24 protein-coding genes are annotated in these 24,519 nt (G+C 47.5%); 13 read left to right on the top strand and 11 right to left on the bottom strand.

All coding sequences use genetic code 11. The features are described from left to right. Positions 1 to 57: 57 nt before the first annotated feature. A complete protein-coding gene (locus NIES2104_RS21115) occupies positions 58 to 1,674 on the bottom strand; it encodes a glycosyltransferase family 39 protein (protein WP_225895321.1) in 1,617 nt (538 codons plus the stop codon). A gap of 74 nt (positions 1,675 to 1,748) precedes the next feature. On the opposite strand from NIES2104_RS21115, the gene coaE reads away from it, so the two are divergent. The 3 genes from coaE (at position 1,749) to NIES2104_RS21100 (ending at position 4,186) form a co-directional block, all read left to right on the top strand. Further along, positions 1,749 to 2,339, top strand: coding sequence for a dephospho-CoA kinase (gene coaE, locus NIES2104_RS21110; protein ID WP_059000202.1), 591 nt, complete (start codon positions 1,749 to 1,751; stop codon positions 2,337 to 2,339). 52 nt (positions 2,340 to 2,391) lie between these two features. Then, positions 2,392 to 2,967, top strand: coding sequence for a hypothetical protein (locus NIES2104_RS21105; protein ID WP_059000201.1), 576 nt, complete (start codon positions 2,392 to 2,394; stop codon positions 2,965 to 2,967). Between the two features lie 181 nt (positions 2,968 to 3,148). Next, entirely contained in the window at positions 3,149 to 4,186 is a 1,038-nt protein-coding gene (locus tag NIES2104_RS21100) for a fatty acid desaturase (RefSeq protein ID WP_059000200.1), read from the top strand. Positions 4,187 to 4,225: 39 nt separating this feature from the next. Here the strand turns inward: NIES2104_RS21100 and NIES2104_RS21095 are convergent, their stop codons facing one another. From NIES2104_RS21095 to btpA, 4 genes are all read right to left on the bottom strand, one after another. Next, complete coding sequence (locus NIES2104_RS21095; RefSeq protein ID WP_059000199.1) at positions 4,226 to 4,897, bottom strand: hypothetical protein; 672 nt, start codon at positions 4,895 to 4,897, stop codon at positions 4,226 to 4,228. Positions 4,898 to 4,983: 86 nt separating this feature from the next. Beyond that, positions 4,984 to 5,424 (bottom strand): hypothetical protein, encoded by a 441-nt coding sequence (locus tag NIES2104_RS21090; protein WP_059000198.1) that lies wholly within the window; start codon positions 5,422 to 5,424, stop codon positions 4,984 to 4,986. A gap of 131 nt (positions 5,425 to 5,555) precedes the next feature. Beyond that, positions 5,556 to 6,179: a Uma2 family endonuclease gene (locus NIES2104_RS21085; protein WP_059000197.1), complete on the bottom strand. Its 624-nt coding sequence runs from the start codon at positions 6,177 to 6,179 to the stop codon at positions 5,556 to 5,558. Positions 6,180 to 6,183: 4 nt separating this feature from the next. Continuing rightward, complete coding sequence (gene btpA / locus NIES2104_RS21080; RefSeq protein WP_059001968.1) at positions 6,184 to 7,035, bottom strand: photosystem I biogenesis protein BtpA; 852 nt, start codon at positions 7,033 to 7,035, stop codon at positions 6,184 to 6,186. A 103-nt stretch (positions 7,036 to 7,138) separates the two neighbouring features. Between btpA and NIES2104_RS21075 the strand changes: the two genes are divergently transcribed. Next, positions 7,139 to 7,879 (top strand): creatininase family protein, encoded by a 741-nt coding sequence (locus tag NIES2104_RS21075; protein ID WP_059000196.1) that lies wholly within the window; start codon positions 7,139 to 7,141, stop codon positions 7,877 to 7,879. Between the two features lie 231 nt (positions 7,880 to 8,110). Continuing rightward, on the top strand, positions 8,111 to 8,311 hold the full coding sequence (locus NIES2104_RS21065) for a hypothetical protein (RefSeq protein ID WP_059000194.1): 201 nt from the start codon (positions 8,111 to 8,113) through the stop codon (positions 8,309 to 8,311). On the opposite strand, the gene NIES2104_RS21060 is transcribed toward NIES2104_RS21065, so the two are convergent. Both NIES2104_RS21060 and NIES2104_RS21055 read right to left on the bottom strand, forming a co-directional pair. After that, positions 8,308 to 8,682, bottom strand: coding sequence for a hypothetical protein (locus NIES2104_RS21060; RefSeq protein ID WP_059000193.1), 375 nt, complete (start codon positions 8,680 to 8,682; stop codon positions 8,308 to 8,310). The genes NIES2104_RS21065 and NIES2104_RS21060 overlap by 4 nt on opposite strands. Positions 8,683 to 8,684: 2 nt before the next feature. Beyond that, positions 8,685 to 11,633 carry an ATP-binding protein gene (locus NIES2104_RS21055; protein WP_059001966.1) on the bottom strand — a complete coding sequence of 983 codons (2,949 nt, stop codon included), beginning with the start codon at positions 11,631 to 11,633 and terminating at the stop codon, positions 8,685 to 8,687. Positions 11,634 to 12,198: 565 nt separating this feature from the next. On the opposite strand from NIES2104_RS21055, the gene NIES2104_RS21050 reads away from it, so the two are divergent. From NIES2104_RS21050 to NIES2104_RS21035, 4 genes are all read left to right on the top strand, one after another. Continuing rightward, complete coding sequence (locus NIES2104_RS21050; RefSeq protein ID WP_225895269.1) at positions 12,199 to 13,077, top strand: circadian clock protein KaiA; 879 nt, start codon at positions 12,199 to 12,201, stop codon at positions 13,075 to 13,077. A gap of 70 nt (positions 13,078 to 13,147) precedes the next feature. Next, the gene (kaiB, locus tag NIES2104_RS21045; protein WP_059001963.1) at positions 13,148 to 13,465 is read left to right on the top strand and encodes a circadian clock protein KaiB; all 318 of its coding nucleotides are present in this window, start codon (positions 13,148 to 13,150) and stop codon (positions 13,463 to 13,465) included. Between the two features lie 123 nt (positions 13,466 to 13,588). Beyond that, positions 13,589 to 15,145: a circadian clock protein KaiC gene (kaiC, locus tag NIES2104_RS21040; protein WP_059000192.1), complete on the top strand. Its 1,557-nt coding sequence runs from the start codon at positions 13,589 to 13,591 to the stop codon at positions 15,143 to 15,145. Between the two features lie 93 nt (positions 15,146 to 15,238). Further along, the gene (locus NIES2104_RS21035) at positions 15,239 to 18,586 is read left to right on the top strand and encodes a filamentous hemagglutinin N-terminal domain-containing protein (RefSeq protein ID WP_059000191.1); all 3,348 of its coding nucleotides are present in this window, start codon (positions 15,239 to 15,241) and stop codon (positions 18,584 to 18,586) included. A gap of 94 nt (positions 18,587 to 18,680) precedes the next feature. On the opposite strand, the gene tsf is transcribed toward NIES2104_RS21035, so the two are convergent. Next, the gene (gene tsf, locus NIES2104_RS21030; RefSeq protein WP_059000190.1) at positions 18,681 to 19,343 is read right to left on the bottom strand and encodes a translation elongation factor Ts; all 663 of its coding nucleotides are present in this window, start codon (positions 19,341 to 19,343) and stop codon (positions 18,681 to 18,683) included. 65 nt (positions 19,344 to 19,408) lie between these two features. Then, positions 19,409 to 20,191, bottom strand: a complete 783-nt coding sequence (gene rpsB / locus NIES2104_RS21025; RefSeq protein WP_059000189.1) for a 30S ribosomal protein S2 — start codon at positions 20,189 to 20,191, stop codon at positions 19,409 to 19,411. 161 nt (positions 20,192 to 20,352) lie between these two features. On the opposite strand from rpsB, the gene NIES2104_RS21020 reads away from it, so the two are divergent. Continuing rightward, on the top strand, positions 20,353 to 20,874 hold the full coding sequence (locus tag NIES2104_RS21020) for a hypothetical protein (protein WP_059000188.1): 522 nt from the start codon (positions 20,353 to 20,355) through the stop codon (positions 20,872 to 20,874). A gap of 121 nt (positions 20,875 to 20,995) precedes the next feature. Here the strand turns inward: NIES2104_RS21020 and NIES2104_RS21015 are convergent, their stop codons facing one another. Together NIES2104_RS21015 and NIES2104_RS21010 are read right to left on the bottom strand one after the other, a co-directional pair. Next, positions 20,996 to 21,730: a response regulator transcription factor gene (locus NIES2104_RS21015; protein ID WP_059000187.1), complete on the bottom strand. Its 735-nt coding sequence runs from the start codon at positions 21,728 to 21,730 to the stop codon at positions 20,996 to 20,998. 212 nt (positions 21,731 to 21,942) lie between these two features. After that, on the bottom strand, positions 21,943 to 23,805 hold the full coding sequence (locus NIES2104_RS21010; RefSeq protein WP_059001960.1) for a GTPase family protein: 1,863 nt from the start codon (positions 23,803 to 23,805) through the stop codon (positions 21,943 to 21,945). A 96-nt stretch (positions 23,806 to 23,901) separates the two neighbouring features. On the opposite strand from NIES2104_RS21010, the gene NIES2104_RS21005 reads away from it, so the two are divergent. From NIES2104_RS21005 to NIES2104_RS33540, 3 genes are read left to right on the top strand one after another with little or no spacing between them, the layout of a single operon-like run. Beyond that, the gene (locus NIES2104_RS21005) at positions 23,902 to 24,132 is read left to right on the top strand and encodes a type II toxin-antitoxin system Phd/YefM family antitoxin (protein ID WP_059000186.1); all 231 of its coding nucleotides are present in this window, start codon (positions 23,902 to 23,904) and stop codon (positions 24,130 to 24,132) included. After that, positions 24,129 to 24,257: a hypothetical protein gene (locus tag NIES2104_RS33545; RefSeq protein WP_263971003.1), complete on the top strand. Its 129-nt coding sequence runs from the start codon at positions 24,129 to 24,131 to the stop codon at positions 24,255 to 24,257. The genes NIES2104_RS21005 and NIES2104_RS33545 overlap by 4 nt, the downstream gene beginning before the upstream one ends. A gap of 60 nt (positions 24,258 to 24,317) precedes the next feature. After that, on the top strand, positions 24,318 to 24,515 hold the full coding sequence (locus tag NIES2104_RS33540; protein WP_263971002.1) for a type II toxin-antitoxin system VapC family toxin: 198 nt from the start codon (positions 24,318 to 24,320) through the stop codon (positions 24,513 to 24,515). The last annotated feature ends 4 nt before the right edge of the window (positions 24,516 to 24,519 follow it).

The raw sequence follows: 24,519 nt of genomic DNA, 5'->3' as shown, positions 1-24,519 counted from the left end.
TTATTATCTGTGACTTGATAATAATAATCGCCCATCGAGATAGGTAAACCGTAGGAATTAATTTTGGCAATCGTAACCGACGTATGGAATTCCGATTCGATATTGTGCTTGTGGATTACGATCGCAGATTTTCCCCTGAAGTTTCACCTGATTCGGAAAATCGCGCATTCTTAAACCCGGAGCGATCGCCCAAAACTGCTGTACAGATGGAATCTTCGAGGCTGCAACTTTCTGCCAAAACGCTTCATATCCCTGAGTCCGAGAAAAGAGCGCAAAAACAGGCTGACAAGGTTGTAATCTCGCTTCCGTTTGAATCGCTAAAGCAAATCCTAAACCCAAAGCAATATCTTGAAAATCGTTGTAGCTCATTGCAACCGCCGCACAGTTCGGAGACAGAATATTTTGAGCAACGCGCTCCGGAGTGTATGGCTTAAGAAATACCAAGTTAAAAACGACAAAAATACAGCTTAATGCACCCACAAAATACAGCAAAATTGGAGATTCAAATTTTGACGGCTGCAACTTCCAAAAGCAAGCTCCAATCAGGGCGCAAACTGCCGGATAGTAAATGAAGTTATAGCGTGGAACTTGTGTGATATCTTTGCCGAGAATGTAGACGATCGCTAAAAATTCGATCAAAACCCCGACGACAAAACTCACCAAAATCAACGTTTCCCAGTGTGTTTTTGGATCATTCCAGAGCATTTTTAATCCTTTGACCACACACCAAATCATCCAACCTGCAAACAACACCATCGCGATCGCACTGAGCACAATAATCCAAACAGGCTGAAACTCGACCGGAAACGACACCACCATCACGAGCCACCCCACCGCAAACTGAGACAGCGGAATCAAAAAACTCCACCATGCCGCCTCCGAAGTCGCTAACCAATCCGTCTCAGGACGAGTGATATGACTGATAAAAGTCGGAAGCCAAGGCAGCCAAATGGCAAGAATGCCTAAACCTGAAAGTACGATCGCGACCCAAGTCCGCCACCAAAATCGATACGGATGCCGCAATCGAATCTGCAAGACAGATAAAGTAAAAAACTGAGCCGCGATCGCTAACACTAAAAAGTAATGAACATAAAACCCAATACCATTCACAATCGTCCAACCGATCCAAACTTTAAGCGATCGCTGACCCTTCAATAAGTCTTGCTGAATCCGAATCAATCCCACCAGCGCCACAATCACAAACAAGATAGGAACGGTGTAATGCCGCGCTTCTTGAGACAGATAAACCGCAAACGGCGAAACTGCCATTACAAACGCCGCGATCGTTCCCGCACTCGAAGAAAAAGCAATGCGATTGAGCCAGTAGACAAGCGCGATCGCAACGATTCCAGCGACCGCACTCAGCGATCGCAATCTCCAGACCCAGTCCCCCGGAACCCATTGCAGCCATTGATTCAGCCAGCAAAAAAACAACGGCGGATGAACAGATTGCACTGAAACGGTTTGAGCAATATTCGCGCAAGTAGTCGGCTTCAGTTGAAACAATTGATCCAAAGCTGAAAGATTAAAAAACTGCTCGACGGGCACTTCTAAATAGTTGCGTCCCATGCTGAAAATCGCTGTGATGACTTCATCCATCCAGAGCGGTTTGAGGTCGAGATTCCAGAACCTGAGAATCGCGCCAATCAGCAAAGCCGTAATCAGACCAAGCACAGGAGCCAAGAGAACAGATCGATCGAGACATCAGCCTGAATCTACACTAGATCGGGAACTTCGGGAAATTTTCGATGCGAATCATTGGAATCACAGGCGGGATCGCAATGGGAAAAACAACGGTTTCAAACTATCTCGCCACCGCTCATCATTTACCTGTTTTAGATGCAGATTTGATTGCACGAGAGGCAGTAGAACCCGGATCACCGATTCTGTCGCGAATTATCGATCGATATGGTTCCGCCCTGCTGCGTCTCGATGGTTCGCTCGATCGAGCAAAACTCGGATCGATCATTTTCTCCGATCCGACTGAACGCACCTGGTTAGAACAACAAATTCACCCGTTTGTCAGAACCGTTTTGCAAACAGAATGCGATCGACTTTCACAGACTGATTCGACAATCGTGCTAGTGATCCCGCTTTTATTTGAAGCCAACATGACCGATTTAGTGACTGAAATCTGGGTGATCTCCTGCCCAGAAACGCAACAAATCCAGCGACTCATGCAGCGAGAAAAATTAACGCTAGAACAAGCTCAAGCGCGAATTCGCAGTCAAATGTCGATCGAGGAAAAGCGCGATCGCGCCAACATCGTTCTGGATAATTCCACTACGCCTGAGAGCTTGATTCAACAAGTCGATCGCGCCTTAAACCTCAGCGGTTGAAATCGATCGACCTCGACCGCTAGACTGTTCAGGATGACAAAAAGAAAATTTTATGGCAGCAACTCTAGAACAAATTGCAAGTTATCTCGATAAAAAGGAATGGAAGTACCGCATTGATGAAGCAGGTTGCCGCATTCTTACTGGTGTGTACGGTGAGAACCTAGAAGATTTTCTCATTGTGATTCAGCTTGACGAAGAAGGTGAATTCTTTGAAATGTTTGCTCCACGAGTTTTATCTGGAGTCAAAGATCACCCACACAAAGCCGCAATTTTACAAACTATGCTGGCGATTTCTTGGGAAACCAAAATGTTGCAGTGGGAATATGACCCGTCCGATGGTGAAATTCGCGCCATCATCGAATTTCCCCTCGAAGATTCCACCCTCACCGAGCGGCAATTCAATCGCTGCCTACATAGCCTCGTCGAACTCGTCGATGAATTAGCACTGCCCCGATTAAACGCCGTGATGGAAACCGGAGAAGATCCGGGCGACCTCGAAGAAGGCGAACGCTTACTGCTCGCACTCCAAGAAGAAGCGCCGGGATTGCTCACGGTTTTAGAGCGGGCAATGGAAGCGCGAAAACGACGAGGAAGACGATTACCCTCTGACGAAAAAGACGAATCTTGAGTTCGTTTTCAGCGATCGTGGTATAACAATTAAGGTTTCTTAACAGAAATCTTCGTAATTTTACAAGCTGAGGTCGGGCTACCGCTGCTTGGAGCCTGATTTTTATGTGACAAATTCTCGATCGAGAATTTGTTTCGATCGGCATGATTTTTACCGTCCTTCCAGGAGAGAAAGATCGTTCATGACAGCATCGCTCACGCCCGACTCCGTGACTCTCACGAGTTCTGAAAACCTTCGACTGAAAGACATCATCAAGACGCTACCGCGTGAGTGCTTTCAAAAAGACATGAAAAAAGCCTGGACTTCCGTTATCGTCAATGTTGCGATGGTGGGTCTTGGCTACTGGAGTATTCAAGCCGCTCCCTGGTTCCTGTTACCGTTTGCGTGGATTTTTACCGGAACTGCATTAACTGGATTTTTCGTAATCGCACACGATTGTGGACATCGATCGTTTGCTCAGCGTAAATGGGTCAATGATCTGATCGGTCACATTTTCATGGCTCCGCTGATTTATCCGTTCCACTGCTGGCGCATTCTGCACAATCAACATCACAATCACACCAACAAAATGGATGTTGATAATGCTTGGCAACCTTGGCGAACAGAAGTGTACGACCAGCTTGATCCGATCACAAAGATCGCTTATGAAACGACTCGTGGGCGGTTCTGGTGGTTAGCTTCGGTGCTGCACTGGGCAATCGTTCACTTTAATTTGTCGAACTATAACAAGCGAGATCATGGCAAAGTGAAATTGTCGATCGCGGTTGTCGTCGGTTTTGCTGCGATCGTCTTTCCGACGTTATTTCTCACGGTTGGAGTTTGGGGCTTTGTCAAATTCTGGCTCTTGCCCTGGTTGGTGTATCACTTCTGGATGAGCACCTTCACGCTCGTTCACCACACCTTACCGGACATCCAATTTAAAGAGCCGGAGGAATGGGACGCTGCACAGGCGCAATTGTTCGGAACAGTACATTGTGATTATCCGAGATGGATCGAATTCCTCTGTCACGATATCAATGTCCACATTCCGCATCACTTATCTACCGCGATTCCGTCCTACAACTTACGACTAGCCCATCAAAGCCTAGTTCAGAATTGGGGAACGAAGCTGAGACAGCATCAGTTTTCTTGGGGACTGATGAAAGAGATTACCGATCGCTGTCATCTCTATCACCCAGACTACGCTTACCAATCGTTCCGCTCTTACAACGATAAATAATTGAAAAAGCTCCGGTTGATTAGAACAACCGGAGCTTTTTTAGAACTGATGAAATACGGTCATCATGATCAAGAGCGCGATCGCAATTAATCCCGCTCCAACTACATCATTTTTTCGCGATGTTAATCGATAAGCAGGCTGCAACCAAAAGCTAAATTGTTTTGAAATCAACGGCATCATCACCAGACTCAGCAGCGTAGAGCTAATCAAAATATTAATCAGTGTCACCCATTCACGCGGTAAAGCATTCAGAAAATTAAACTGGGCAGAAAGCTTAGATTGCAGCATCACGATCGGGTAAAGTCCCAACACAACCGCTAAAATTTGTTTCCAGGTCGCAGGTCCGAGCCTAGACTGTTCTCCATGACCAACTGTATTAGAAAACCAACCTTCTAACCCAGTCGTAAACGATTTGAAGCGATAAGCGCGAAAAAACTGCTGCCCCGATTCGACAAGCTGTTTACGATCGCTCGATTCCACCCATTCGTTTAGATGTTCTGGCGTGTCGAAATGCACGATCGAATACCACTTTACGACTGCATTCGGGCACTTCAACGGTAAACAAAGATCAGTCCGAATAAATCCTGTAAAGCGTTTCGCATGTTTTACATAGGTCTGATGCCACCGTTTGAAGGCGGACTCTGCACCGACTGAAACAATATGTTCAATCACTAAACTTGCATAAAACTGATCCGAATCAACTTCTAACATTACAGATCAAAACTAAGAGAATTCTATAGCAATTTACTCGATCGATTGTCGGTGCACCATGCGATGCACCGATCGGTGGAAACCGTTTATTCCGCCGCTGCTTCGGACGCTGAAGCCGCCGCTGATTCGGATGCTGTACTAGCTGCTGCCGCTGCTTTCTCTGCTTCTTTTGCTGCTTTCTTCGCTGCTTTTTCCTTTTTCTCCTCAGCTTTCTTTGCTTCTTTCGCTTTCTTCTTCTCAGCCTTCAGAAGTTCTTTCTGCTTGTCTTCTTCCGCTTCAGCCGCTTTCTTTGCTGCTTTTTCTGCTTCTTTAGCCGCTTTCTTTGCTGCTTTTTCCGCTGCTTTCACTGCCGCTGGATCTTCTACTGCTGGTGAATCGGTCGGGGCAGTCGGGGCAGCTTGCACTTGAGCGATCGATCCAGAGATCTCGATCGCACGAGCCGCTCCCGCAAATCCAAGTGAAAGATTGAGAAACAGCAAAAGCGCGATCGCTGTGACACTAAGACGACGAACGATAGGTTTGAGCATAAAACTCAGATTCTCCAATTTTCAATGCTAAACGAGTATTCACCATACAGAATACAGAATACAAACGATGAAACGCTATAGGGAGTGTCAAGTATTGCTGACATCCCTAGATTCAGGTTGAAGCAGAATATTTATCGACTTGCCTTTAAAACTTGTTCAGCCGTCAGCTTCAAATCCGGGAAGGTGAGAGAAGCGATCGATTGATCCTCCCGAAGTTGTTGGATCTCATACTCTCCATCAATGAGCGTACAAATCGAAAGCGTCGGCTGTTTCGGCTTTCCAATGTGCCGCGTTCCACCCAAAGCTGCGTAATCTGCAATCCAATATTCGGGAATTCCTAGAACAGCGTAATCCTCGACCTTCCGCGCATAGTCGTTTTGCCAATTGCTACTTACGACTTCTGCAACAAACCGAATTGAGCTTCCAAGTGTCAGAATCGATTGCTCAGACCAAAACGGCTCTTTGGTCAGTTCAGTACGATCGATGACTGCTACATCCGGTCGAAATGCTGTCATTCCTACATTCGAGGGGCGTAAGAGTCCTCGCTGAAGCACAAACCAAGGTAAATCGGTTTGATCAATCTGCACACAGAGTTTTGTCGTGATGAAGGCAGCGACTTCCTCGTGTAAACCTGTTGGTTCCAAGTCGAATACTTCTCCATCAATTAGCTCATAGCGATCGTCGTCACCGTATCGGCTGAGAAATTCCTCAAAACTGAGAGGGTGCTGAAGGGGTTTGGCGATCGCAGTTGTCATCGAATTAGAAGTTATGGATTTTCACAGGTGGTACTGATTTCTCATTTTTCGGCAGCGGAACCCCTCTTCGTGCCGCTTCCACAAATCGACTGACGCGAATCGGATCGATCGAATTTTCCCGTTTTCCTTGTCGCTTCAGTGAACTCGATACAATCACGCCATCCGCGACCTGCATCATTTGAGGCACATTTTCCCAATCCGCCCCACTACCGACAAAGACAGGCGTACCCTGCGCCGCGTCTCTCGCTAATTCTAAATCTTCTAAATTGGGAGGATCGCCTGTTGCCCATCCAGAGAGAATCACCGCATCGGCAAGTCCCCGCTCGATCGTATCTTGCACCGCGACGGTCAGATTTGTAGAACTCAACGGACGAGCGTGTTTCACTAATACATCTGCGAAAATTTTTACATCGCTGCCTAACTCGCGACGATAGCGCATCAGTTCGTGGGCGCGTCCTTCGATCAAGCCTTGATCTGTTGCCATAATGCCTGTCCAGACATTCACTCGGATGAATTGGGCTTGAACACAGGTTGCGATCGCTAATGCACTGTGAGCATCATTTCGCAGCACATTAATCCCGATCGGCAATGTCACCATCTGCTGCAATCGTTGAATAATCACAGTCATCGCGCTCACGACAGCGGGATCAACATGATCTTTTGGAAACGGTGCATCAAAAAAATTCTCGACAATAATCGCGTCTACGCCGCCTGCTGCGAGTGCGGTCGCTTCTTGTTCCGCTCGATCGACAACGGTCTTCAAACTACCGCCCCAGCGCGGAGAGGTCGGCAGGGGCAGGAGATGAACGACACCAATAATTGGATTTGAAGTTTTGAATATTTGTTTTAAGTCCACAGCGCCCACTAAACCGACTTTCTAAGCAACATCAATAAAGAAAATGATAACGCGATTCGGAATGCGAAACTGAAATTAGAACGTTCAACTCAGCTTAAACCGTATGTTATTGCACTTATCGACTTGGCAAGAAGTAGAGGCGTATTTAGCGCGATCGACCGGGATAATAATCCCGATCGGTTCGACTGAGCAACATGGTCCGACGGGATTAATTGGCACCGATGCGATTTGTGCCGAAGCGATCGCGAAAGGAGTCGGAGATTCAACGGATGCGATCGTGGCTCCCACAATTAATGTCGGGATGGCACTGCATCACACAGCGTTTCCAGGTAGCATGAGTTTACGACCGAGTACGATGATTCTGGTGATTCGCGATTATGTGACGAGTTTGGCGAAAGCGGGATTTCGGAAATTCTTTTTCATCAATGGACACGGCGGGAATGTGGCGACATTGAAAGCGGCATTTTCGGAAACGTATGATTATTTGTCAGATTTGGGCATTTCGCACAGTGTTCAATGTGTTGTGAGCAATTGGTATATGTGCGGCTCGGTCTACAAATTGGCAAAAGAGCTATATGGAGATCAAGAAGGATCTCATGCCACACCAAGCGAGGTGGCGTTAACTCAGTATGTGTATCCTGACTCGATCAAAACTGCGCCGTTGATTGAACCTGTGGCGCGAGGGCATCGAATTTATGGCGCGATCGATTTTCGCGATCGCTATCCCGACGGTCGCATGGGTTCAAATCCCGCCCTTGCCACCCCCGAACACGGAAAACAATTGTATGAGTTGGCAGTGAAAGAAATCAGCAGTTCGTACCTGGAGTTTTTAGCAACGAACTGAAAAATGCTAAAGTGACTCAGCTTTAATGCCAACACAGATAATAATGTCCAGCCCGCTTTTACCGACTTCTGCGAAAACATTCAAATGTTTTCGCATCTGTTATCAACTCACTAACCTGTTTCTTGACATTTCTCTGGTACGAATCGATGAGCGAACGAGCAACGTCTTTATCCTTGCAGGTGAGAATTTAATCGTTACAATCGAACCAGATGGCACTGTGGATTACCCATCATGAGCAAACCCAATTTTTCAGAGATGAGCCGCGAAGAACTTGCATCCTACGTCATGAAGCATCGTCATGATGATGAAGCATTTTATGCGCTTGCAGACAAGGTGTATGCTTCGCCTCGGATTCGGGTGCAGTCAATGGAGCAGCTTGCAGACTTGATTCGCACGACTCAAAAGACTGAGGGCGATCAGTCAGCAGGTTAATCCTCAACGTTGTACCACTTTGGATCGTCGAAGTCTTTCTCAAACTCGGCTTTGGTTCCAAGTCCGATCGCTTCGATTCGTGCAAAAGCGGCGTTTTCATCGAAATCGCTTTCGTCATCTTCCCAAATTGCGTCGATCGTCCATTCGAGCCAGCGTGGAGGCGGCATCCAGCGACGAAAATACTCGATCCGCTCAGCCTCGCTGTAGTTTTTCTCTTCCCACCAGGCTGACCAGATCTCGATATGCGCTTCTCCTCCGCCCATTCGCCAACACAGGCTGTAGGGATGTTCATCGAAAATCACCCAAGGAGGGGGAACATCGCTATATTCGGCGATCAGTTTCTCGATTCCTTCTTGTATCCAGTCTTCCATCGTCACGCTTCTAGAATGTGATTCATACGATCGAGTAATTCTTCCATCGGCATCGGAGGGAGAACAGCGGTTGCAATCGGTTCTAATAATGGCGTATTTTCTGGCTGATGATTGATAATCACGATCGCAACTTGATCGCGGAAGCGCTTGAGCGTGGAAATTTGCGACAGACTTGCTTGATCGAGATCAGAAGCATGAAACAGGAGTAAATCGATGCTTTGGGTGTCGAGTTTTTGTAGGACATCTTGCCACGATCGACCCATCATTCCCCGGAATCCTGCCGTTTGCAGGTATTGCATCGCGGCTTGGAGCCAGTCCGACCGTTTAGCATCGGGGGAATAGAGTTTGGAAGAGTCGATCGCTAAAACTAACGGTCGCCACGCAAATCCCGCTGCCACTTGAATCACTTGTAGCAGTGCCTCTGAAGTTTCGGAAACGGGCGCGAGACAAGGGAAAACTGACAATCCTGGAACCTGATTCGCGGCTTGCGTGGTGACTGGATCGAGCGTGACCAGCGGCAAGGAGGCGAGAAAACTACAGTCACCTAAGAGTTTCAAATAGCCGATTGGATCGGGTACAGCGGCATCGAGCAGCACAATATTCGGTTTCCAGACTTGGGCGAGCAGTTCGGCTTGATCTAAATCGTCTGCTTCGACAACTCGATAATTGTGACTGTGGAGTAGGGCATTGAGATCAGCTTCTGTGGGAGTGCCTAAGCGCTGAAGTTCGCCGTATCGAGTCGGACTGAGGCGCAAAATAACTAAGGTTTGGGCATCGGGTTCAGCGATCGAGATTTCCGACTGTTCATCGGGGGTAAGTTGGGTCAGAACTTGCTTGAGCGATTTTTGTACGATCGGGAATGCGAGGAATCCATCGGCTTGATTACGTTGGGCTTGTTCTCGATCGCCACGAGTCCCCGTCACAATGATTGGAATATCTTTGGTTTCGGGTTCAGCTTTTAACAGGGTGAGGACATCCCAACCGGATAGCGTTGGTAGTAGTGGATTGAGAAAAACAGAGCAAGGCTGGAGACGACGAGCTTTCTCGATCGCTTCAGTGCCCGATCGCGCAATCACGACGCGATATCCAAGTTCTGCGAGTTGATCTGAGAGAAGCTCGATCGATTTCACCACCGCTTCGACGACTAGCACAAGGCGATTATCCGTAGACGTTTTCACCCGCGAATTTGCAATTCTACTCGTCGGTTGTGGGTGAGTTGGCGGTATCAGCAAAGTAAACTCACTGCCCTGATTTTCACGAGACACGAATGAGACATCGCCCCCGTGAAGTCTGGCTAATCGTTGGGTTAGGACAAGTCCCAATCCTGCCCCTTCAAAGCGGCGAGTCATGGGATTTTCAAGCTGTTGAAATTTTTGGAAAATTAGATGTTGCTTTTCAGCGGAAATTCCAATCCCAGTATCCCAAACGGTGAAAGCAATCCAGCCCTCCCAGCGATTCACTCTCATGCCAATCCGACCGGATGAATCGGTGAATTTCAGCGCATTCGACAAGAGATGCACCAACATTTGACGCAGGCGTAATTCGTCCGCGACTAATGCTTCGAGTCCTGCTTCAATCTCTAAAGTGCAATGGGCTAAGCCTTCGGTTGCTTCTAGATTCGTTCTAGTTTCCGGATTTTGTTCTTCTAAACAGAGTTGTCGCGCTTGCTCGATCGCTCTTTCACAAACCGATTTCACACTGACTGAATAGAGCGTTAATTCGATCTGTCCGGTTTCAATTCGGGTGAGATCCAAAATGTCATTGACGATCGACATTAAATGCCGTCCGCTGCGGTGAATCAGTTGAGCGTATCGAACTTGTCGATCGGTTAACGATCCAGAAAGCTGATCTTTTAACAGACTCGATAGTCCTAAAACTGCGGTTAATGGCGTTCTCAATTCGTGGCTGATACACGCGAGAAATTCATCTTTTAGGCGATTCAGTTGTACTAAATCCGCGTTTTTCGCAGCTAATTCGCGAGATAGCTGCTGCTGTTCAGTGACATCTTGAGCCAGAACTAGCCAGATGCTTTCTTCGCTAGATTGATGAAACTTCGTCGTTCCTTGCTCGAAACTAGCAAGCCGGAACATCAGATCAGTCTCATCTGAGAGTAAATCTCCCAATGGAATTTTGGCGAATTGAAGAATTCGTTCTTGTCCACTTTTCAACGGACAAACACACACACAAGTATTCGGAGTAGCACCCACCTCGCAGAAATTAGAAGCGACGGATTTCATCGAAATCTGGCTCGGCGTGACATATTCCAAAAACGCAGCGGCATCTCGTTGTAACCAGGCTGGATCAACCACGTCACCGAGTTGTTCTTCCCAAACCCGATTTTGGGCGATCACTTCACCCGATCGCGTTTGCAGCATCAACGGTAACGGTAAATGTTCGAGAAACTGAACAAGCGTCGATTTGCGATCGTATTTCGGTTCCTGTGAGTTCACATATCCCGCTTCTGCAAACTGAAGTCTCAATCGATTCAGCTTGACCGGAACGCGCTCTAATTCCGCGCAAGTTTCCGCTTTCGCTCGATGCCACAGCGACTCAGAAGACTGTTTGAGCGGTTTGGGGAAATTGGCTTGAATGAATTCCGACCACGATCGCACCGCAAAACTATCGACTAAACCAACGAATCGAGCAGCCCGGTCGATCACCGCCCAATATCGCATTGGATTCGAGAATTCGATCTCTAGTAGATCTATCGAATCATCGATCGTCGGTAACGCTTCGACGAACAGTTTTAGATCAATCTCTTCAGATCGGACATGAGCCAATAGAGAATGGGCATGAAGAATGCCAATGGGAAACTGCCGTTCATTGACGAACACTAAACGGTCAGATCGATACTGCCCCATCAGTTCGATTACTTCAGCCAAGGTTGCCGACTGTAAGCAAACGGGGGCAGACTCGACGAATTCACGAATCGAGGCTGTGGATGTCACCATCGCTTTATCCTGCACGATCGGCAAAAGGACGTAAATCAGCGTTGCCTTTAATCTTAGTCGCTTGTCAACGGCTGATCATGGTCAATAGGGCTACAAAATCGTTGACTGAAATGGAAATTAATAAGGATGAGTGTAAGCACTCTTATGCAGCGAATTTAAGCGGAATGTCGCCTAAATCATCGCACATCAAATCATTTGTGCAAAGAGAGAAGAAGTTTGTGCAATCATAGTTAACAGTCTGATAAGCTCTTTAAAATTCTAAGAAAGTGTTTGAGAAGTCTTCGTTCGTTGCATCGTCTCGCCCTGAAATGAATTTCGGGCTAATCGACGAAAGTCCATTGAAATGGACTAAGAGCCTATAACTGCCTCCGAGTCTACTTCAGTAGACTTTCCACGGTTAGCCCGAAATTCATTTCAGGGCGGGGCGCAATCGAAGCGAAGAAACTTTTTCTACTTTTCAAACACTCTCATCGAAATTCTGTTTTTCTGTTACGGCATTTTCCACACATCGGTATCTAAGACTCTTTAGAATACGGTTTAGCTCTTCAATACTCAGGTTTTTGCCTTGACAGCCTCAGTTTCTTCGATCGCTCGTCCCCAACTCTCGATCGGTGTGTACCTCGAATCTTCCGATCTGATTCGCTCGATCGAGGAAATTTTGGTACACGGCGATCGCTATACGTTGTCGATCGCGCCTTCCGAAGCAGACTTTTTCCAACTGATCGAACACCAAAAACAACAGCTTGATTGTCTGATTTTGCAGGACGGAAAAGAATTAGAAGCGTTGCTAAATCGGCTTAGAACCGCAGCGATTCTTCTCCCGATCGTGATTTTCCATGCGGATCAGCGGCAGCTTGATTTGCGATTTCTCTATCACACTGCTGAATTGTGGGTGCCGTTCAACGAATTGAATCAGATTGAAACGTGGATTGATCGCTCGATCGAAGAATTCCTCGAACTCTCCCCAGTCTGCCAGTTACCTGATACGATTACGCCACCCGATTTCACGCAAGATTTAATCGCCCAAAACTTCCTCATGCTGCAACAGCGACGATTGACCGACAAGCTCAAAGAGCGACTAGGCTATTTGGGAATCTATTACAAGCGCAGTCCAAAAGCGTTCTTGAAAAATCTGCCACCCCAGGAACAGCAAGAGTTTCTAGACGAGTTGCGGGTCGAATATCGATTGATTATTCTTAACTACTTTCAAGACGATGGCGATCTCAATCAGCAGATTGATAACTTTGTCAACGCCGCTTTTTTTGCTGACGTGCCTGTTTCACAAATTGTTGAGATCCACATGGAACTGATGGACGAATTTGCCAAACAGCTAAAATTAGAAGGGCGCAGTGAAGAGATTTTGCTTGACTATCGATTGACGTTGATTGACACGATCGCGCACCTGTGTGAAATGTACCGCCGCTCTATTCCGCGCGAATCTTAACTTAGAATTCGGATTGTCTCGGCAGCTAGAACGATACTCTAATGAACAATAGCGATCGACGATGAAATTCATGAGTCCTCTGAAAAAAACTTATGTCCTAAAGCTGTATGTGGCAGGGAATACCCCAAACTCAATACGTGCTCTAAAGACGCTAAACAACATTTTGGAAAAAGAGTTTCAAGGTGTATATGCGCTGAAAGTGATTGATGTGCTGAAAAATCCTCAGCTTGCCGAGGAAGATAAGATTCTCGCGACTCCCACACTGGCAAAAATTCTGCCGCCTCCGGTGCGTAAAATTATCGGAGATTTATCCGATCGAGAAAAGGTGCTGATTGGACTTGATCTTCTCTATGAAGAACTGCGTGAAGAAGAACTGGAGGCAGAATAAAACGACTCGATTAGATTTACTGAACCGCTTTATTTGCAGTTTTATGGTAAATAAGTGAAACGATCCTGTCCAATCCTTTTTCATATTAAGGAGCTTGCTCCGTTTGTTTGACATCCTAACCCTATGACTTCGAGCCATTCAACCGAACAACGTAATCCATCCGAACTTGCGGGTGTCCACAAAATCCGCACGATGATTGAGGGCTTTGACGATATTAGTCACGGTGGCTTACCCATCGGTCGGACGACATTAGTCAGCGGCACTTCTGGAACCGGAAAAACGCTAATCGCGGTGCAATTTATCTACAACGGCATTACTCAGTTTGATGAGGCTGGCGTGTTTGTCACTTTTGAAGAATCACCCGCCGATATTATTAAGAATGCTTTTAGTTTTGGTTGGGATTTGCAAAAATTTGTCGATGAAGGGAAACTCTTTATTCTTGATGCTTCCCCCGATCCTGAAGGGCAAGATGTCGTCGGAAATTTTGATCTTTCTGCACTGATCGAGCGCATTCAATATGCGATTCGGAAATACAAAGCGAAACGGGTGTCGATCGATTCTGTCACCGCTGTGTTTCAACAATATGATGCCGCTTCGGTCGTTCGTCGCGAAATCTTCCGCCTTGTCGCTCGCTTAAAACAAGTAGGCGCAACCACAATCATGACCACTGAGCGCATCGATGAATATGGTCCGGTGGCGCGATTTGGTGTGGAAGAATTCGTTTCCGATAACGTCGCGATCGTCAGAAATGTGCTCGAAGGCGAACGACGCAGAAGAACGATCGAGATTCTGAAACTACGCGGCACGACTCACATGAAAGGTGAGTATCCATTCACGATTACGAATCAGGGCATTAATATCTTCCCGCTCGGTGCGATGCGACTGACTCAGCGATCGTCGAATGTTCGTGTGTCTTCGGGTGTAAAAACGCTCGATGAAATGTGCGGCGGCGGATTCTTCAAAGATTCGATTATTCTCGCGACTGGAGCGACCGGAACTGGGAAAACGCTTCTTGTGAGTAAGTTTCTGCAAGAGGCTTGTCAAAGAGGCGATCGAGCCATTTTATTTGCTTATGAAGAGTCCCGCGCTCAGTTGTCGAGAAATGCTTACTCTTGGGGTATTGACTTCGAGGATTTAGAGCAGAAAGGAATGCTCAAAATTATCTGTGCTTATCCTGAAGCGGCGGGGCTTGAGGATCACTTGCAGATTATTAAGTCTGAGATTAGCGAATTTAAGCCCTCTCGAATTGCGATCGATTCTCTTTCCGCACTAGCGCGTGGAGTGAGTAACAATGCCTTTCGCCAATTCGTAATCGGTGTAACCGGATTTGCGAAACAAGAAGAAATCACCGGATTCTTTACGAATACGACCGATCAATTTATGGGATCGCATTCGATTACGGATTCGCACATTTCGACGATTACCGACACGATTATCATGCTGCAATACGTCGAAATTCGCGGTGAAATGTCGCGGGCTTTGAATGTGTTTAAGATGCGTGGATCTTGGCACGATAAGGGAATTCGCGAATATACGATCAGCGCTAAAGGTCCTGAAATTAAGGATTCGTTCCGGAATTTTGAGCGAATTATTAGCGGATCGCCGACACGAATTGCAGTCGATGAGAAGAGCGATTTATCGCGGATTACGAAGGGATTGCGGATCGAGGATAAGGATTGATTGAAATTGTCATAGTTTCAAATTGATGCTGTCTTGAATACAGAACGCAAGGGGCACTCTGGCAGAAGTAATTTATTCCAGAGAGTTATTCCAATGAAACGTGCTCTGTTCTGTTTAGCATTGGTAAATCTCAGTCTAATCGCACCGAGTCATGCTCAAACCGTGACTCCAGATGGAACGCTTAGTACGATCGTCAACACCCCGAACACTCGCGACTTTACAATCACAGGCGGCAGGACAGCAGGCACTAATCTGTTTCATAGCTTCCAAGAATTCTCTGTTCCCACGGGCGGTTCTGCGCGATTCAATAACGCTCTCGATATTCAAACAATCTTCAGCCGCGTCACTGGAGGCACAACCTCTCAGATTGATGGCTTACTGCAAACGAATGGGCGTGCCAGTCTGTTTCTGCTCAATCCGAACGGCATTCTCTTCGGCTCCAATGCGTCCTTGAATATTGGAGGATCGTTTGTTGGGACAACAGCCAGTAGTGTCAAATTTGCGGACGGTACAGAATTTAGTGCTGTCAATCCCGGTAGTCCACCTTTATTAACAATCAGTGCACCGATTGGGCTACAAATGGGACAAAATCCGGGAGCAATTGTCAGTCAGGCGTTTTCCCCTGTGGTAAATCCTGGACAAACGCTGGCATTCATCGGCGGCGATCTCCTGCTGCGAGATAGCTACCTCAATGTTCCTGACGGACACATTGAACTAGGGAGTGTCGGCAGCGATCAATTCGTTTCTCTCGTTCCCAATGGTTCAGGTTGGCGCTTTGACTATGCCGGAGTCACTGCATTTCAAAACATTTTGCTGCAAAGTTCATATCTGGATGTGAGCGGCAACGGCGGCGGTACGATTCAGCTTCAAGGCGGACAAATTCAACTCACGAACGGGTCTCAAGCCTATACTGCTACCGCTGGCGCGATCTCTGGTGGCGGCATCACCGTCAACGCTCAAGATTCTTTATTGATCACGAGAGTCGATTCAACCGGAACTTTAATCAGTGCTCTGGCAACTATTGTCGCTCCTGGTGCAACGGGGAACACAGGAAATATTTCTGTTCACACCCCCACGCTTAAGCTATCAGATGGCGGCGTGATCGCTTCGGTCGGATCTGGAGATGGCAACGTGGGTCATATTGCCATTCAAGCGGATCAAGTCGAACTTCGAGGGACTGATCCCGACGAGAACAGTACTTCAATTTACACTTTTGCTGGCTCTCAGGGAAGAGGCGGTAACATCACAATCGATGCCCAGCGAGTCGCCCTACTGAATGGGGCACAAGTCACTGCACTCACCAATAGTGCAGGCGATGCGGGCGATGTCACCGTTCGGGCAACCACAATCCAAGGAGTCGCAGCATCGACCGATCTTGCTCGAACCGGATTCGAGAGTGTGGTTTTGCAAGATGCGACCGGGAACGGTGGCAAACTCACACTTGAGACGCAACAATTAAGCTTAAATGGCGCTTACGCACTGTCGGGTACTTTCGGATCTGGTGATGCCGGAAGTCTTTTAGTACAGGCAAAAGATATCACGATCGACGGTCGGGGGACTGTCTCTGGCGCTGTCGCTGGCTTATTAACGAATTCGTTTTCAGGAGCCACGGGCAACGCAGGGAACTTGTCAGTTGAGACTGACTCGCTCACCCTGCTCAACGGTGCCAAAGTTTCGGCATCCCTTGCGGGAACGGGCACTAGCGGAAATGTAGCGATTCGTGCCAGAACGATCGAGATGCGGGGTGATTATGCGTCTCGACAATTCAGTCTCATTGGAGCATCAGTCGCAGATACCGGTGTGGGCAATGGAGGCGCGGTCTCGATCGTCACGGATCGATTGAATCTGGATGGAGGTCAGATTGTTGCAGGAACTTTCGGAACTGGAAATGCAGGCAGCGTGACGATTCGCGCAACGGACATTCTGGCAACTGGGGCGACTGAAGATGGAGCAACGCCGAGTGGCATCTTTACTGTCGTCACTCCTACAGCCAAGGGGAATGCAGGACTTCTAGACATTCAGACCGATCGTCTCCAACTGCGTCAAGGTGCAGAAATCAGTAGCGCAACGTTCGGCGTTGGCAATGCTGGAAGAATCTCGGTTCAAGCCTCGGATTTTGTCCAAATTGATGGAGTCGGTTTATTGGGCAACTCGATCAGCAATATTTCATCCAACGTTGCTGGAGTCGCGATCGGCGAAGGCGGATCGATCGCGGTTCAAACCGGACAATTGCAGCTTACAAACGGAGGACAGCTCTCGGTCAGTACCGCTGGGCGAGGAAATGCAGGCAATATTACTGCACAAGTCGGTACGTTACTGGTTCAAGGCACGACTCCAAACGGTTCACCGAGTAGCCTTTCTGCGACCTCAACTAGTAATTCTGCTGCGGGTTCGATCAACATTCGAGCCAATCGAGTCCGCGTTAGCAAAGATGCTACGGTGACAGTAACCAGTTCAGCGGCAGGTGACGCGGGCGATCTGATGGTGAAAGCAGATGAAGTTCAAGTCACCGATGGGGGAAGTCTTCAGGCAGAAGTTAGGGATGGAACTTCTGGAATGATTGGAATCGTGGCAAATTCTCTCACACTCGATCGAGGAAAGATTTCAACCGCATCGAGTCGTCAAGGCAGCGCGGGGAACGTGAACATTGAAGCAGAGCAAATTGCTTTAAACAATGAATCTCAAATCACAAGCCGCAGTAGAGGAACTGGGAACGGTGGCATGGTGAGCGTGAGTGGAGAACGGTTGAGTTTAAGCGATCGTTCTAGCATCAATGCAACGACCACATCGAGCAACGGCGGCAATATTAGTCTGAGCCTATCAAAGTTACTGCTGCTGAGAAATAACAGTCAATTGACGGCTGAAGCGGGGGGGACTGGGAACGGCGGTAATATCGCGATCGCGGCTCCGATCATTTTGGGGTTGGAAAATAGCGATATTATTGCGAACGCTTTTCAGGGTAGAGGTGGCAATATCGACATCACGACTCAGAGTATTTTTGGGCTTCAGTTTCGTCCGCAACTTACTCCGGACAATGATATTAGTGCTAGTTCACAGTTTGGAGTGAATGGAACCGTGCAAATTACCACGCTCGGCGTTGATCCGAACTCAGGTTTAATAAATCTGCCAACGGATGTCGTTGATTCGAGTCAGCAGATTGCGACGGGCTGCGCTGGAATCCAAGACAGTAGTTTTATCATTTCTGGGCGTGGCGGACTTCCGACTAATCCGAGCGAAGAATTTTGGGGCGATCTCACTTGGTCAGATTTACGGGATTTACCTCGATCGAACAAAACGGAAGCTCCTGTTACTCAAGCATCTTCACCTGTTCTGCTCGAAGCAACGGGCTGGAGACGCAACGCTGTCACAGGCGCAATTGAATTAATTGCAGCACAACCGATGTCGCGTGGTAGCGGGGTGACGTGTGCGATCGCTCCATAATGTTTTCGCTTTGTTGTTGGTTCGTCATGACACTAAAACACAAAAAAGCGAGAAGCATTCAACTCCTCGCTTTTCTGAATCACGATCGCGCTAATTACTTCGCGCCGCCCATTTGTGCCGCGACTTCTGCCGCGAAATCCGTTTCTTCCTTCTCGATGCCTTCGCCCAAGACAAACCGCACAAAGCGACGAATTTGGATGTTTTCGCCCAGTTGCGCCACGTTTTGCTTCACCAATTCTTCGACGGTGATGTTCGGGTCTTTGATGTAAGGAGTCGGCAGCAAGCACATTTCATTCAGGCGCTTATCGATCCGACCTTGAACGATTTTTTCTTTAATATTGTCCGGCTTGCCTGCGAGATCGTCTTTGCCCATCTCGATCACTTTTTCACGCTCGACGATATCCGCTGGAATATCCGCAACCTTGACATATTCCACATTCGCGCTGGCAGCGATTTGTTTCGCGATATTGCGAACCAGTTCTTTGAACGCTTCGTTACGCGCTACAAAGTCGGTTTGGCAATTCACTTCGACGAGTACACCGATCCGACCACCGATGTGAATATAGCTATCGACCAGACCTTCAGCCGTGACCTTGCCTTCTTTTTTACCTGCCGATGCGATGCCTTTTTTACGAAGCCAGTCGATCGACTTTTCCATATCGCCGTCATTTTCGGACAGCGCCTTTTTACAATCCATCATGCCTGCGCCAGTCTTTTCGCGCAGTTCTTTCACCGCTTTTGCTGAAATGTCTGCCATTTGCCTGAGTTCCCAATGTTTTAGAAAGAATGGAGAAGACCCGAAATCTTCTCCATATTGTCCTATTATTCTGCGCTTTCTTCTTCGCCTTCGGTGACTTCGGTTTCGTCGTACTCGTACTCTTCTTCTGCGCCTTCGTAGTCGAATTCTTCTTCGGCTTCGAGTTGACCGTGACGACCTTCGTAGATTGCATCCGCTAACCGTCCGACGATCAATTTAATCGATCGAATCGCGTCATCGTTTGCCGGAATCGGAATATCAACGGTGTCGGGGTCGCAGTTGGTATCAAGCAAAGCGACGATCGGGATGTTCAGCTTGAGGCATTCTTGAACGGCGTTGTATTCCCGGCGTTGATCGACCATGATGATCACGTCCGGGAGTTTCCGCATATTCTTGATACCGCCCAGATACTTCTGAAGCCGTTCGAGTTCACGACGCAGAACGGAAGCTTCTTTTTTCGGGAGAAGATCCAGTCCGCCTGTTTCTTCGCGGCGTTCTAGCTCTTTAAGGCGATCGACGCGGGATTTAATCGTTGACCAGTTGGTGAGCATTCCACCCAACCAGCGCTGGTTGACGTAGTACGCACCACAGCGGCTTGCTTCTTGAGCGATGATGCCTGCGGCTTGACGCTTGGTGCCGATGAATAAGAACTTTTTCCCTTGTTCTGAAGCCGTCCGCACATAGTTGTAAGCGGAATCCATCAATTGTGCAGTTTGCACCAAATCGATGATGTGCACACCATTGCGGGCGGTGTAGATGTAGGGACTCATTTTGGGGTTCCATCTCCGGGTCTGATGACCGAAGTGGACTCCAGACTCAAGCAATTGAGCCAAGGAAACAACTGGCATTCGATATTCTCCTTATTCGGGTTTAACTTCCATTCAGGAGCAGTGATTTGAGGTTCACCACCCGAAATCCTGAATGTGTGAGTTTTGACAGCTTATCTAGGGTAACACAGGAGAAGGCTTTGGGTGTTAGGTTTTAGGTGCTGGGTTTTGGGAAAGCGGGAATGGTTCCGACACAGATTGATGCAGCGATCGCGATTTTAGGTGGAGTGTTGACGGCAATTTTGGCGTTTCGGATTCCGAGACAGGAACTCGATCGAGTTCCGTTGTCTGGATTGGTGTTGCTGTTTGTTGTGTATGTGCTGATCGGGTTGGGTTTAGGAATCTCAGGAGCGGCGATCGGGTTTTGGTTTGGAGCGGGAGCAATCTCTCTGTTGGTGACGTTTGCGTCGTCTACTCTATTGGGACGAGGGGGATTGATTGCGTTTGTGCTGGCGGGGGTGGGGGCGGTTGCATTGGGATTTGTGCGGGGACAGAATGCGGATTTGATTCGGTGGGGTGCGATCGCACTTGCACTGACTGGAATTTGGTTGTGGGCATCGGGAGGCGCGAGATACCGGATGGAACGGGCGGGATTTCGGCGGTCTTCGGTGCAGTGGGTTTTAGCGATCGTCGGTTGGGAAGGGTTATGGGTGGGTTGGTTGATTAATACATTTATCGCGCCACAGATTGGAACATGGATGTGAATTTAATCGATCGCCGCCAAATTTGGGTAGAGACGCGATTAAGAGCTTCGCTGCACTGCCTGTTCGCGTCTCTACGTCGTTGGATAAACGCATCATTCATCGCATTGCCAGCCGATATCATTCACCCAAACCGATACCCAAAACCCCGCACCGTAATGATGTATTGTGGTGCACTCGGATCAATCTCCAATTTTTCCCGCAACCATCGGATATGGACATCTACCGTTTTAGAGTCGCCTAAATAGCTCATTCCCCAAACTTGCTCTAACAGTTGCTCACGAGAAAAAACGCGGCGGGGATTGCTCATGAACAGTTCTAGTAGAGAGAACTCTTTGGGCGATAAATTGGTTTCTTCTCCTCGAACAATCACGCGATACTCCTGCAAATACAAAGTAATGTCTTGGTATTGCAAAATCGGCTGTGTTTCGGGAAGGTCTTGCGATCGACGACGCAACAATGCCCGACATCGCGCAATTAATTCTCTCAGTCCAAAGGGCTTGGTCAGATAGTCGTCTGCACCCACTTCCAGCCCGACCACAATATCGGTTTCACTCGCCCTTGCACTCAGAATTAAAATGGGTACAGTGTTTCCTTGTTGCCGCAAAATTCGGCAGAGATCCAGCCCGTTTAACCGAGGCAACATCAAATCTAAAATGATCAAATCGATCGGCGGCTCTTCTGGCTGTAATGCTTGAATAATGTCTAAAGCTTGCCGTCCATCGGAAGCAGTCAGAACGCGATATCCTTCTTGGGTGAGGGCAGAGGTAATCGATTCTAGAATTGCGGCTTCATCATCGATCGCTAAAATTGTCGCTTGATAGAAATTAGAGCTAAATTGTGACCCGGACGATCGCATATATGACCTACGAACAACGGTTCAGATCAGCGATCAAATTTATTAGATTGGCTGATAAACTAAACCCTTCAATACAATAAACAAAGTCGCTCAGCCAAAGGTTAAAACTGATTTAAAACTAAATTAAGGTTTGGTGATTTGTAATCACATTGTTAATCGCTTTGGTTGTGTAAAAAACATACGAATTAGAACGAATATGCTGTAGTTTGAGATTACTGATTAAGGTAGTGGTGGTAGCGTGTTTCAAGCTGTTCGATCGCTAAATTCTGTGTCCAATATTCAGTTAACGTATGACCAAATGCCCAAGCAACACGATCGGGCGTAGAACCATTGTCGATCGCTAAATTCCAAAGCAATTTCAGATCTAAGGGTGTGTTGGGTTTTAGTAATGTGTAGAGATCATACGCCATCTGAAATTTGCCAATCACGATCGGTAATTGTTCGATCGGGATCTGTTCAGCTAAGAGAAATGCAAGCGTGGGGGAACCAGTTGCGATCGTGGAAATAAATCGCAGAATTGGACTTTTGAGAAATGCGGTGAGTCCTTGCGTGGTGGTCATTTGAAACGTATAGCGATCGATAATTTTTGCAGCGGTGGTTGTTCTCGCATCAATGTCGCGCAAAAATCGAGCTAATCGACCTTGTTTTGCAGGGTCGATCGTGTTCAGAATCGTCATTGATAACGCATCGACCCCCCAAGCGGCTCGATTGTCTCCTGTAGTGACGATCGGTAACACTAAAGAGCAAACCTCTCCAAGCACTTCTTGACGATAGGCGATCGCTTCTCGGATTGAAACTTCTTTGGGTCGATCGCCAAATTGCCAGTTGTACGGCGGGTTCCATTCACGGATCGGACGTAAGCGATCGACTTGAGTCACGAGTGTAATAGTAGGTAAAGAGAGCGATCGTAGTTCGTTTAGAAAGTCCAAATCCATCTGTAGTGCAGGATCATTTGCAGGCGTGACTAATAGAACTAAATCGGTGTTAGCAGCATATTCTAGAACTCGATCACGTAATTCCGGTTGTCCAACTTGTTCATATCCCGGAGTATCCCACAGCGTTAGAGCTTCTCCGGTTTCGGTTTGCCAGCGATAGTCTTGAATGTGATCGGTCGAAGGCAGTGCATCTACTTGTGCTTGAGCTTCGACAAACAAGGTATTGATCACGCTACTTTTTCCGGCACCTGTTCGACCGACGAGCAATAAACTCACAGGCTTTTGTTCGATTTCATCGGTTGGATTCGCTTGATTGATGATCTCTCGGAGTGTTTGAAACTTCGGTGTTGCAGGTTCAAGCGTATTGAGCGCAGGTGGAGTTGTGCCGCTGTAAAGTGCGATCGCTTGTCGAGCTAAATTTCGTAATGCAGCTTCTCTTAGTAATTGGCTTAGATTTCCTAATAGTTCTTGCGTTGCTTGACTGCCACTCCGCTGTGTAACTGTTTTTGTAACTGCAACCGCAGGATTTAAAAACCATTGCGCCCAACTCCAAGCTTTCAAAAACTTACGTGCAGAAGGCTCAAGTTTTTGATAGATTTCGTAAGCTTGAACTGCTTGCCCAACAGTGACTTGATTGAGTACAGGTGAAAGCTTTGTCATCCATTGATCTAAATCATCCACTGTCCCCCGTACCAAGGTGTAAGCTTGCGGAACATAGATGTTTAACAAAGGTTTCTTGGCTTCAGGATAGTAGATTGATGCGATCGCTCGAATCAAACTTAAGCAGCGTTGCCAAAATGTATTCCAATCTTCCCAAAGTGGCGGATCAGATTGTGCTTCAACGAGAATCTTTTGAACTTCTATTTCAACTTTTCGCGTCGTTTCAGTTGCGGGTGAATCGGTTAGCTCAGGAGTTTCTTCAGACAGTTCAGTAACGATCGCTTCCACTTCTTTGAGGGCGGGCTGTGTCCACTGAACGAGTAGCCAACGCCAACCGAGAAAGATCAGAGCCACGATCGCCCAAATCCAGTTAATATGCCATTCGTGAATTTGAAAGCCCGCTGCGACGAGGAGGAAACCGACCACCAGCGCGATCGGGAGCGCTAGGACAATCCATTGCCAAATTCGCAATCGCACCATAGTTTCGCCTCCAACGATCGACATTCTTAAGTGTACAGATTCAGCTAGAGTTTATCTTGTAAAATTGGCGGTAGTGTTGCAGGACGATTAAACAGAATGGCACAGATTACTTTAGAAGAGGCTCAACTGCGCTTACCGGAGTTGATTGCAGGATTACAGCCTGGTGAAGAAGTGCAAATTTTTTCAAAGAATCGAGCAGTCGCAAGACTCATCGCAGAAGCACCACCTACTCGAAAACCGAGACAACCTGGAAGTGCTGTGGGGACACTTGTGATTCTGGCAGACGATGAGACTCATTTGAAAGATTTTGGTGATTACATGCCATGAAACTGCTGCTGGATACTCAGGCATTTTTGTGGTTTGTGTTGAACGATTCTGCACTCAGCCAAGCTGCTCATGATTTGATAATTGACCCGCAGAATGATTTGTTGATTAGTCCCGCTTCTCATTGAGAAATCGCCATCAAAATTAGCATCGGTAAGTATCAGTTACCCGACTCGTTTGAAAATTGGATGCAGCAACAGATTCAAGTGAATGAGCTAGAAATTTTGCCGATCGAGATTGCTCATACTGCCACAGTTGCCGCATTGCCTTTTCATCACAAAGATCCGTTTGATCGACTTCTGATCGCTCAAGCCATCACTGAAGAGATTCCCATCATTAGTGCAGATCAAGTCTTTGATTCTTATTCTGTCATTCGATATTGGTGAAACT

Source organism: Leptolyngbya sp. NIES-2104, assembly GCF_001485215.1.
In the GTDB taxonomy this organism is placed as follows: domain Bacteria; phylum Cyanobacteriota; class Cyanobacteriia; order Leptolyngbyales; family Leptolyngbyaceae; genus Leptolyngbya.
This window is presented reverse-complemented; position numbering and strand designations above follow the sequence as displayed.

Bases quoted from the DNA above. Each gene is read 5' to 3' on its own strand.
- coaE (WP_059000202.1), top strand. From the start codon at position 1,749: ATGCGAATCATTGGAATCACAGGCGGGATCGCAATGGGAAAAACAACG.
- NIES2104_RS21105 (WP_059000201.1), top strand. From the start codon at position 2,392: ATGGCAGCAACTCTAGAACAAATTGCAAGTTATCTCGATAAAAAGGAA.
- NIES2104_RS21100 (WP_059000200.1), top strand. From the start codon at position 3,149: ATGACAGCATCGCTCACGCCCGACTCCGTGACTCTCACGAGTTCTGAA.
- NIES2104_RS21095 (WP_059000199.1), bottom strand. From the start codon at position 4,897: ATGTTAGAAGTTGATTCGGATCAGTTTTATGCAAGTTTAGTGATTGAA.
- NIES2104_RS21090 (WP_059000198.1), bottom strand. From the start codon at position 5,424: ATGCTCAAACCTATCGTTCGTCGTCTTAGTGTCACAGCGATCGCGCTT.
- NIES2104_RS21085 (WP_059000197.1), bottom strand. From the start codon at position 6,179: ATGACAACTGCGATCGCCAAACCCCTTCAGCACCCTCTCAGTTTTGAG.
- NIES2104_RS21075 (WP_059000196.1), top strand. From the start codon at position 7,139: ATGTTATTGCACTTATCGACTTGGCAAGAAGTAGAGGCGTATTTAGCG.
- NIES2104_RS21065 (WP_059000194.1), top strand. From the start codon at position 8,111: ATGAGCAAACCCAATTTTTCAGAGATGAGCCGCGAAGAACTTGCATCC.
- NIES2104_RS21060 (WP_059000193.1), bottom strand. From the start codon at position 8,682: ATGGAAGACTGGATACAAGAAGGAATCGAGAAACTGATCGCCGAATAT.
- NIES2104_RS21055 (WP_059001966.1), bottom strand. From the start codon at position 11,633: ATGGTGACATCCACAGCCTCGATTCGTGAATTCGTCGAGTCTGCCCCC.
- kaiB (WP_059001963.1), top strand. From the start codon at position 13,148: ATGAGTCCTCTGAAAAAAACTTATGTCCTAAAGCTGTATGTGGCAGGG.
- kaiC (WP_059000192.1), top strand. From the start codon at position 13,589: ATGACTTCGAGCCATTCAACCGAACAACGTAATCCATCCGAACTTGCG.
- NIES2104_RS21035 (WP_059000191.1), top strand. From the start codon at position 15,239: ATGAAACGTGCTCTGTTCTGTTTAGCATTGGTAAATCTCAGTCTAATC.
- tsf (WP_059000190.1), bottom strand. From the start codon at position 19,343: ATGGCAGACATTTCAGCAAAAGCGGTGAAAGAACTGCGCGAAAAGACT.
- rpsB (WP_059000189.1), bottom strand. From the start codon at position 20,191: ATGCCAGTTGTTTCCTTGGCTCAATTGCTTGAGTCTGGAGTCCACTTC.
- NIES2104_RS21020 (WP_059000188.1), top strand. From the start codon at position 20,353: ATGGTTCCGACACAGATTGATGCAGCGATCGCGATTTTAGGTGGAGTG.
- NIES2104_RS21015 (WP_059000187.1), bottom strand. From the start codon at position 21,730: ATGCGATCGTCCGGGTCACAATTTAGCTCTAATTTCTATCAAGCGACA.
- NIES2104_RS21010 (WP_059001960.1), bottom strand. From the start codon at position 23,805: ATGGTGCGATTGCGAATTTGGCAATGGATTGTCCTAGCGCTCCCGATC.
- NIES2104_RS21005 (WP_059000186.1), top strand. From the start codon at position 23,902: ATGGCACAGATTACTTTAGAAGAGGCTCAACTGCGCTTACCGGAGTTG.
- NIES2104_RS33545 (WP_263971003.1), top strand. From the start codon at position 24,129: ATGAAACTGCTGCTGGATACTCAGGCATTTTTGTGGTTTGTGTTGAAC.
- NIES2104_RS33540 (WP_263971002.1), top strand. From the start codon at position 24,318: ATGCAGCAACAGATTCAAGTGAATGAGCTAGAAATTTTGCCGATCGAG.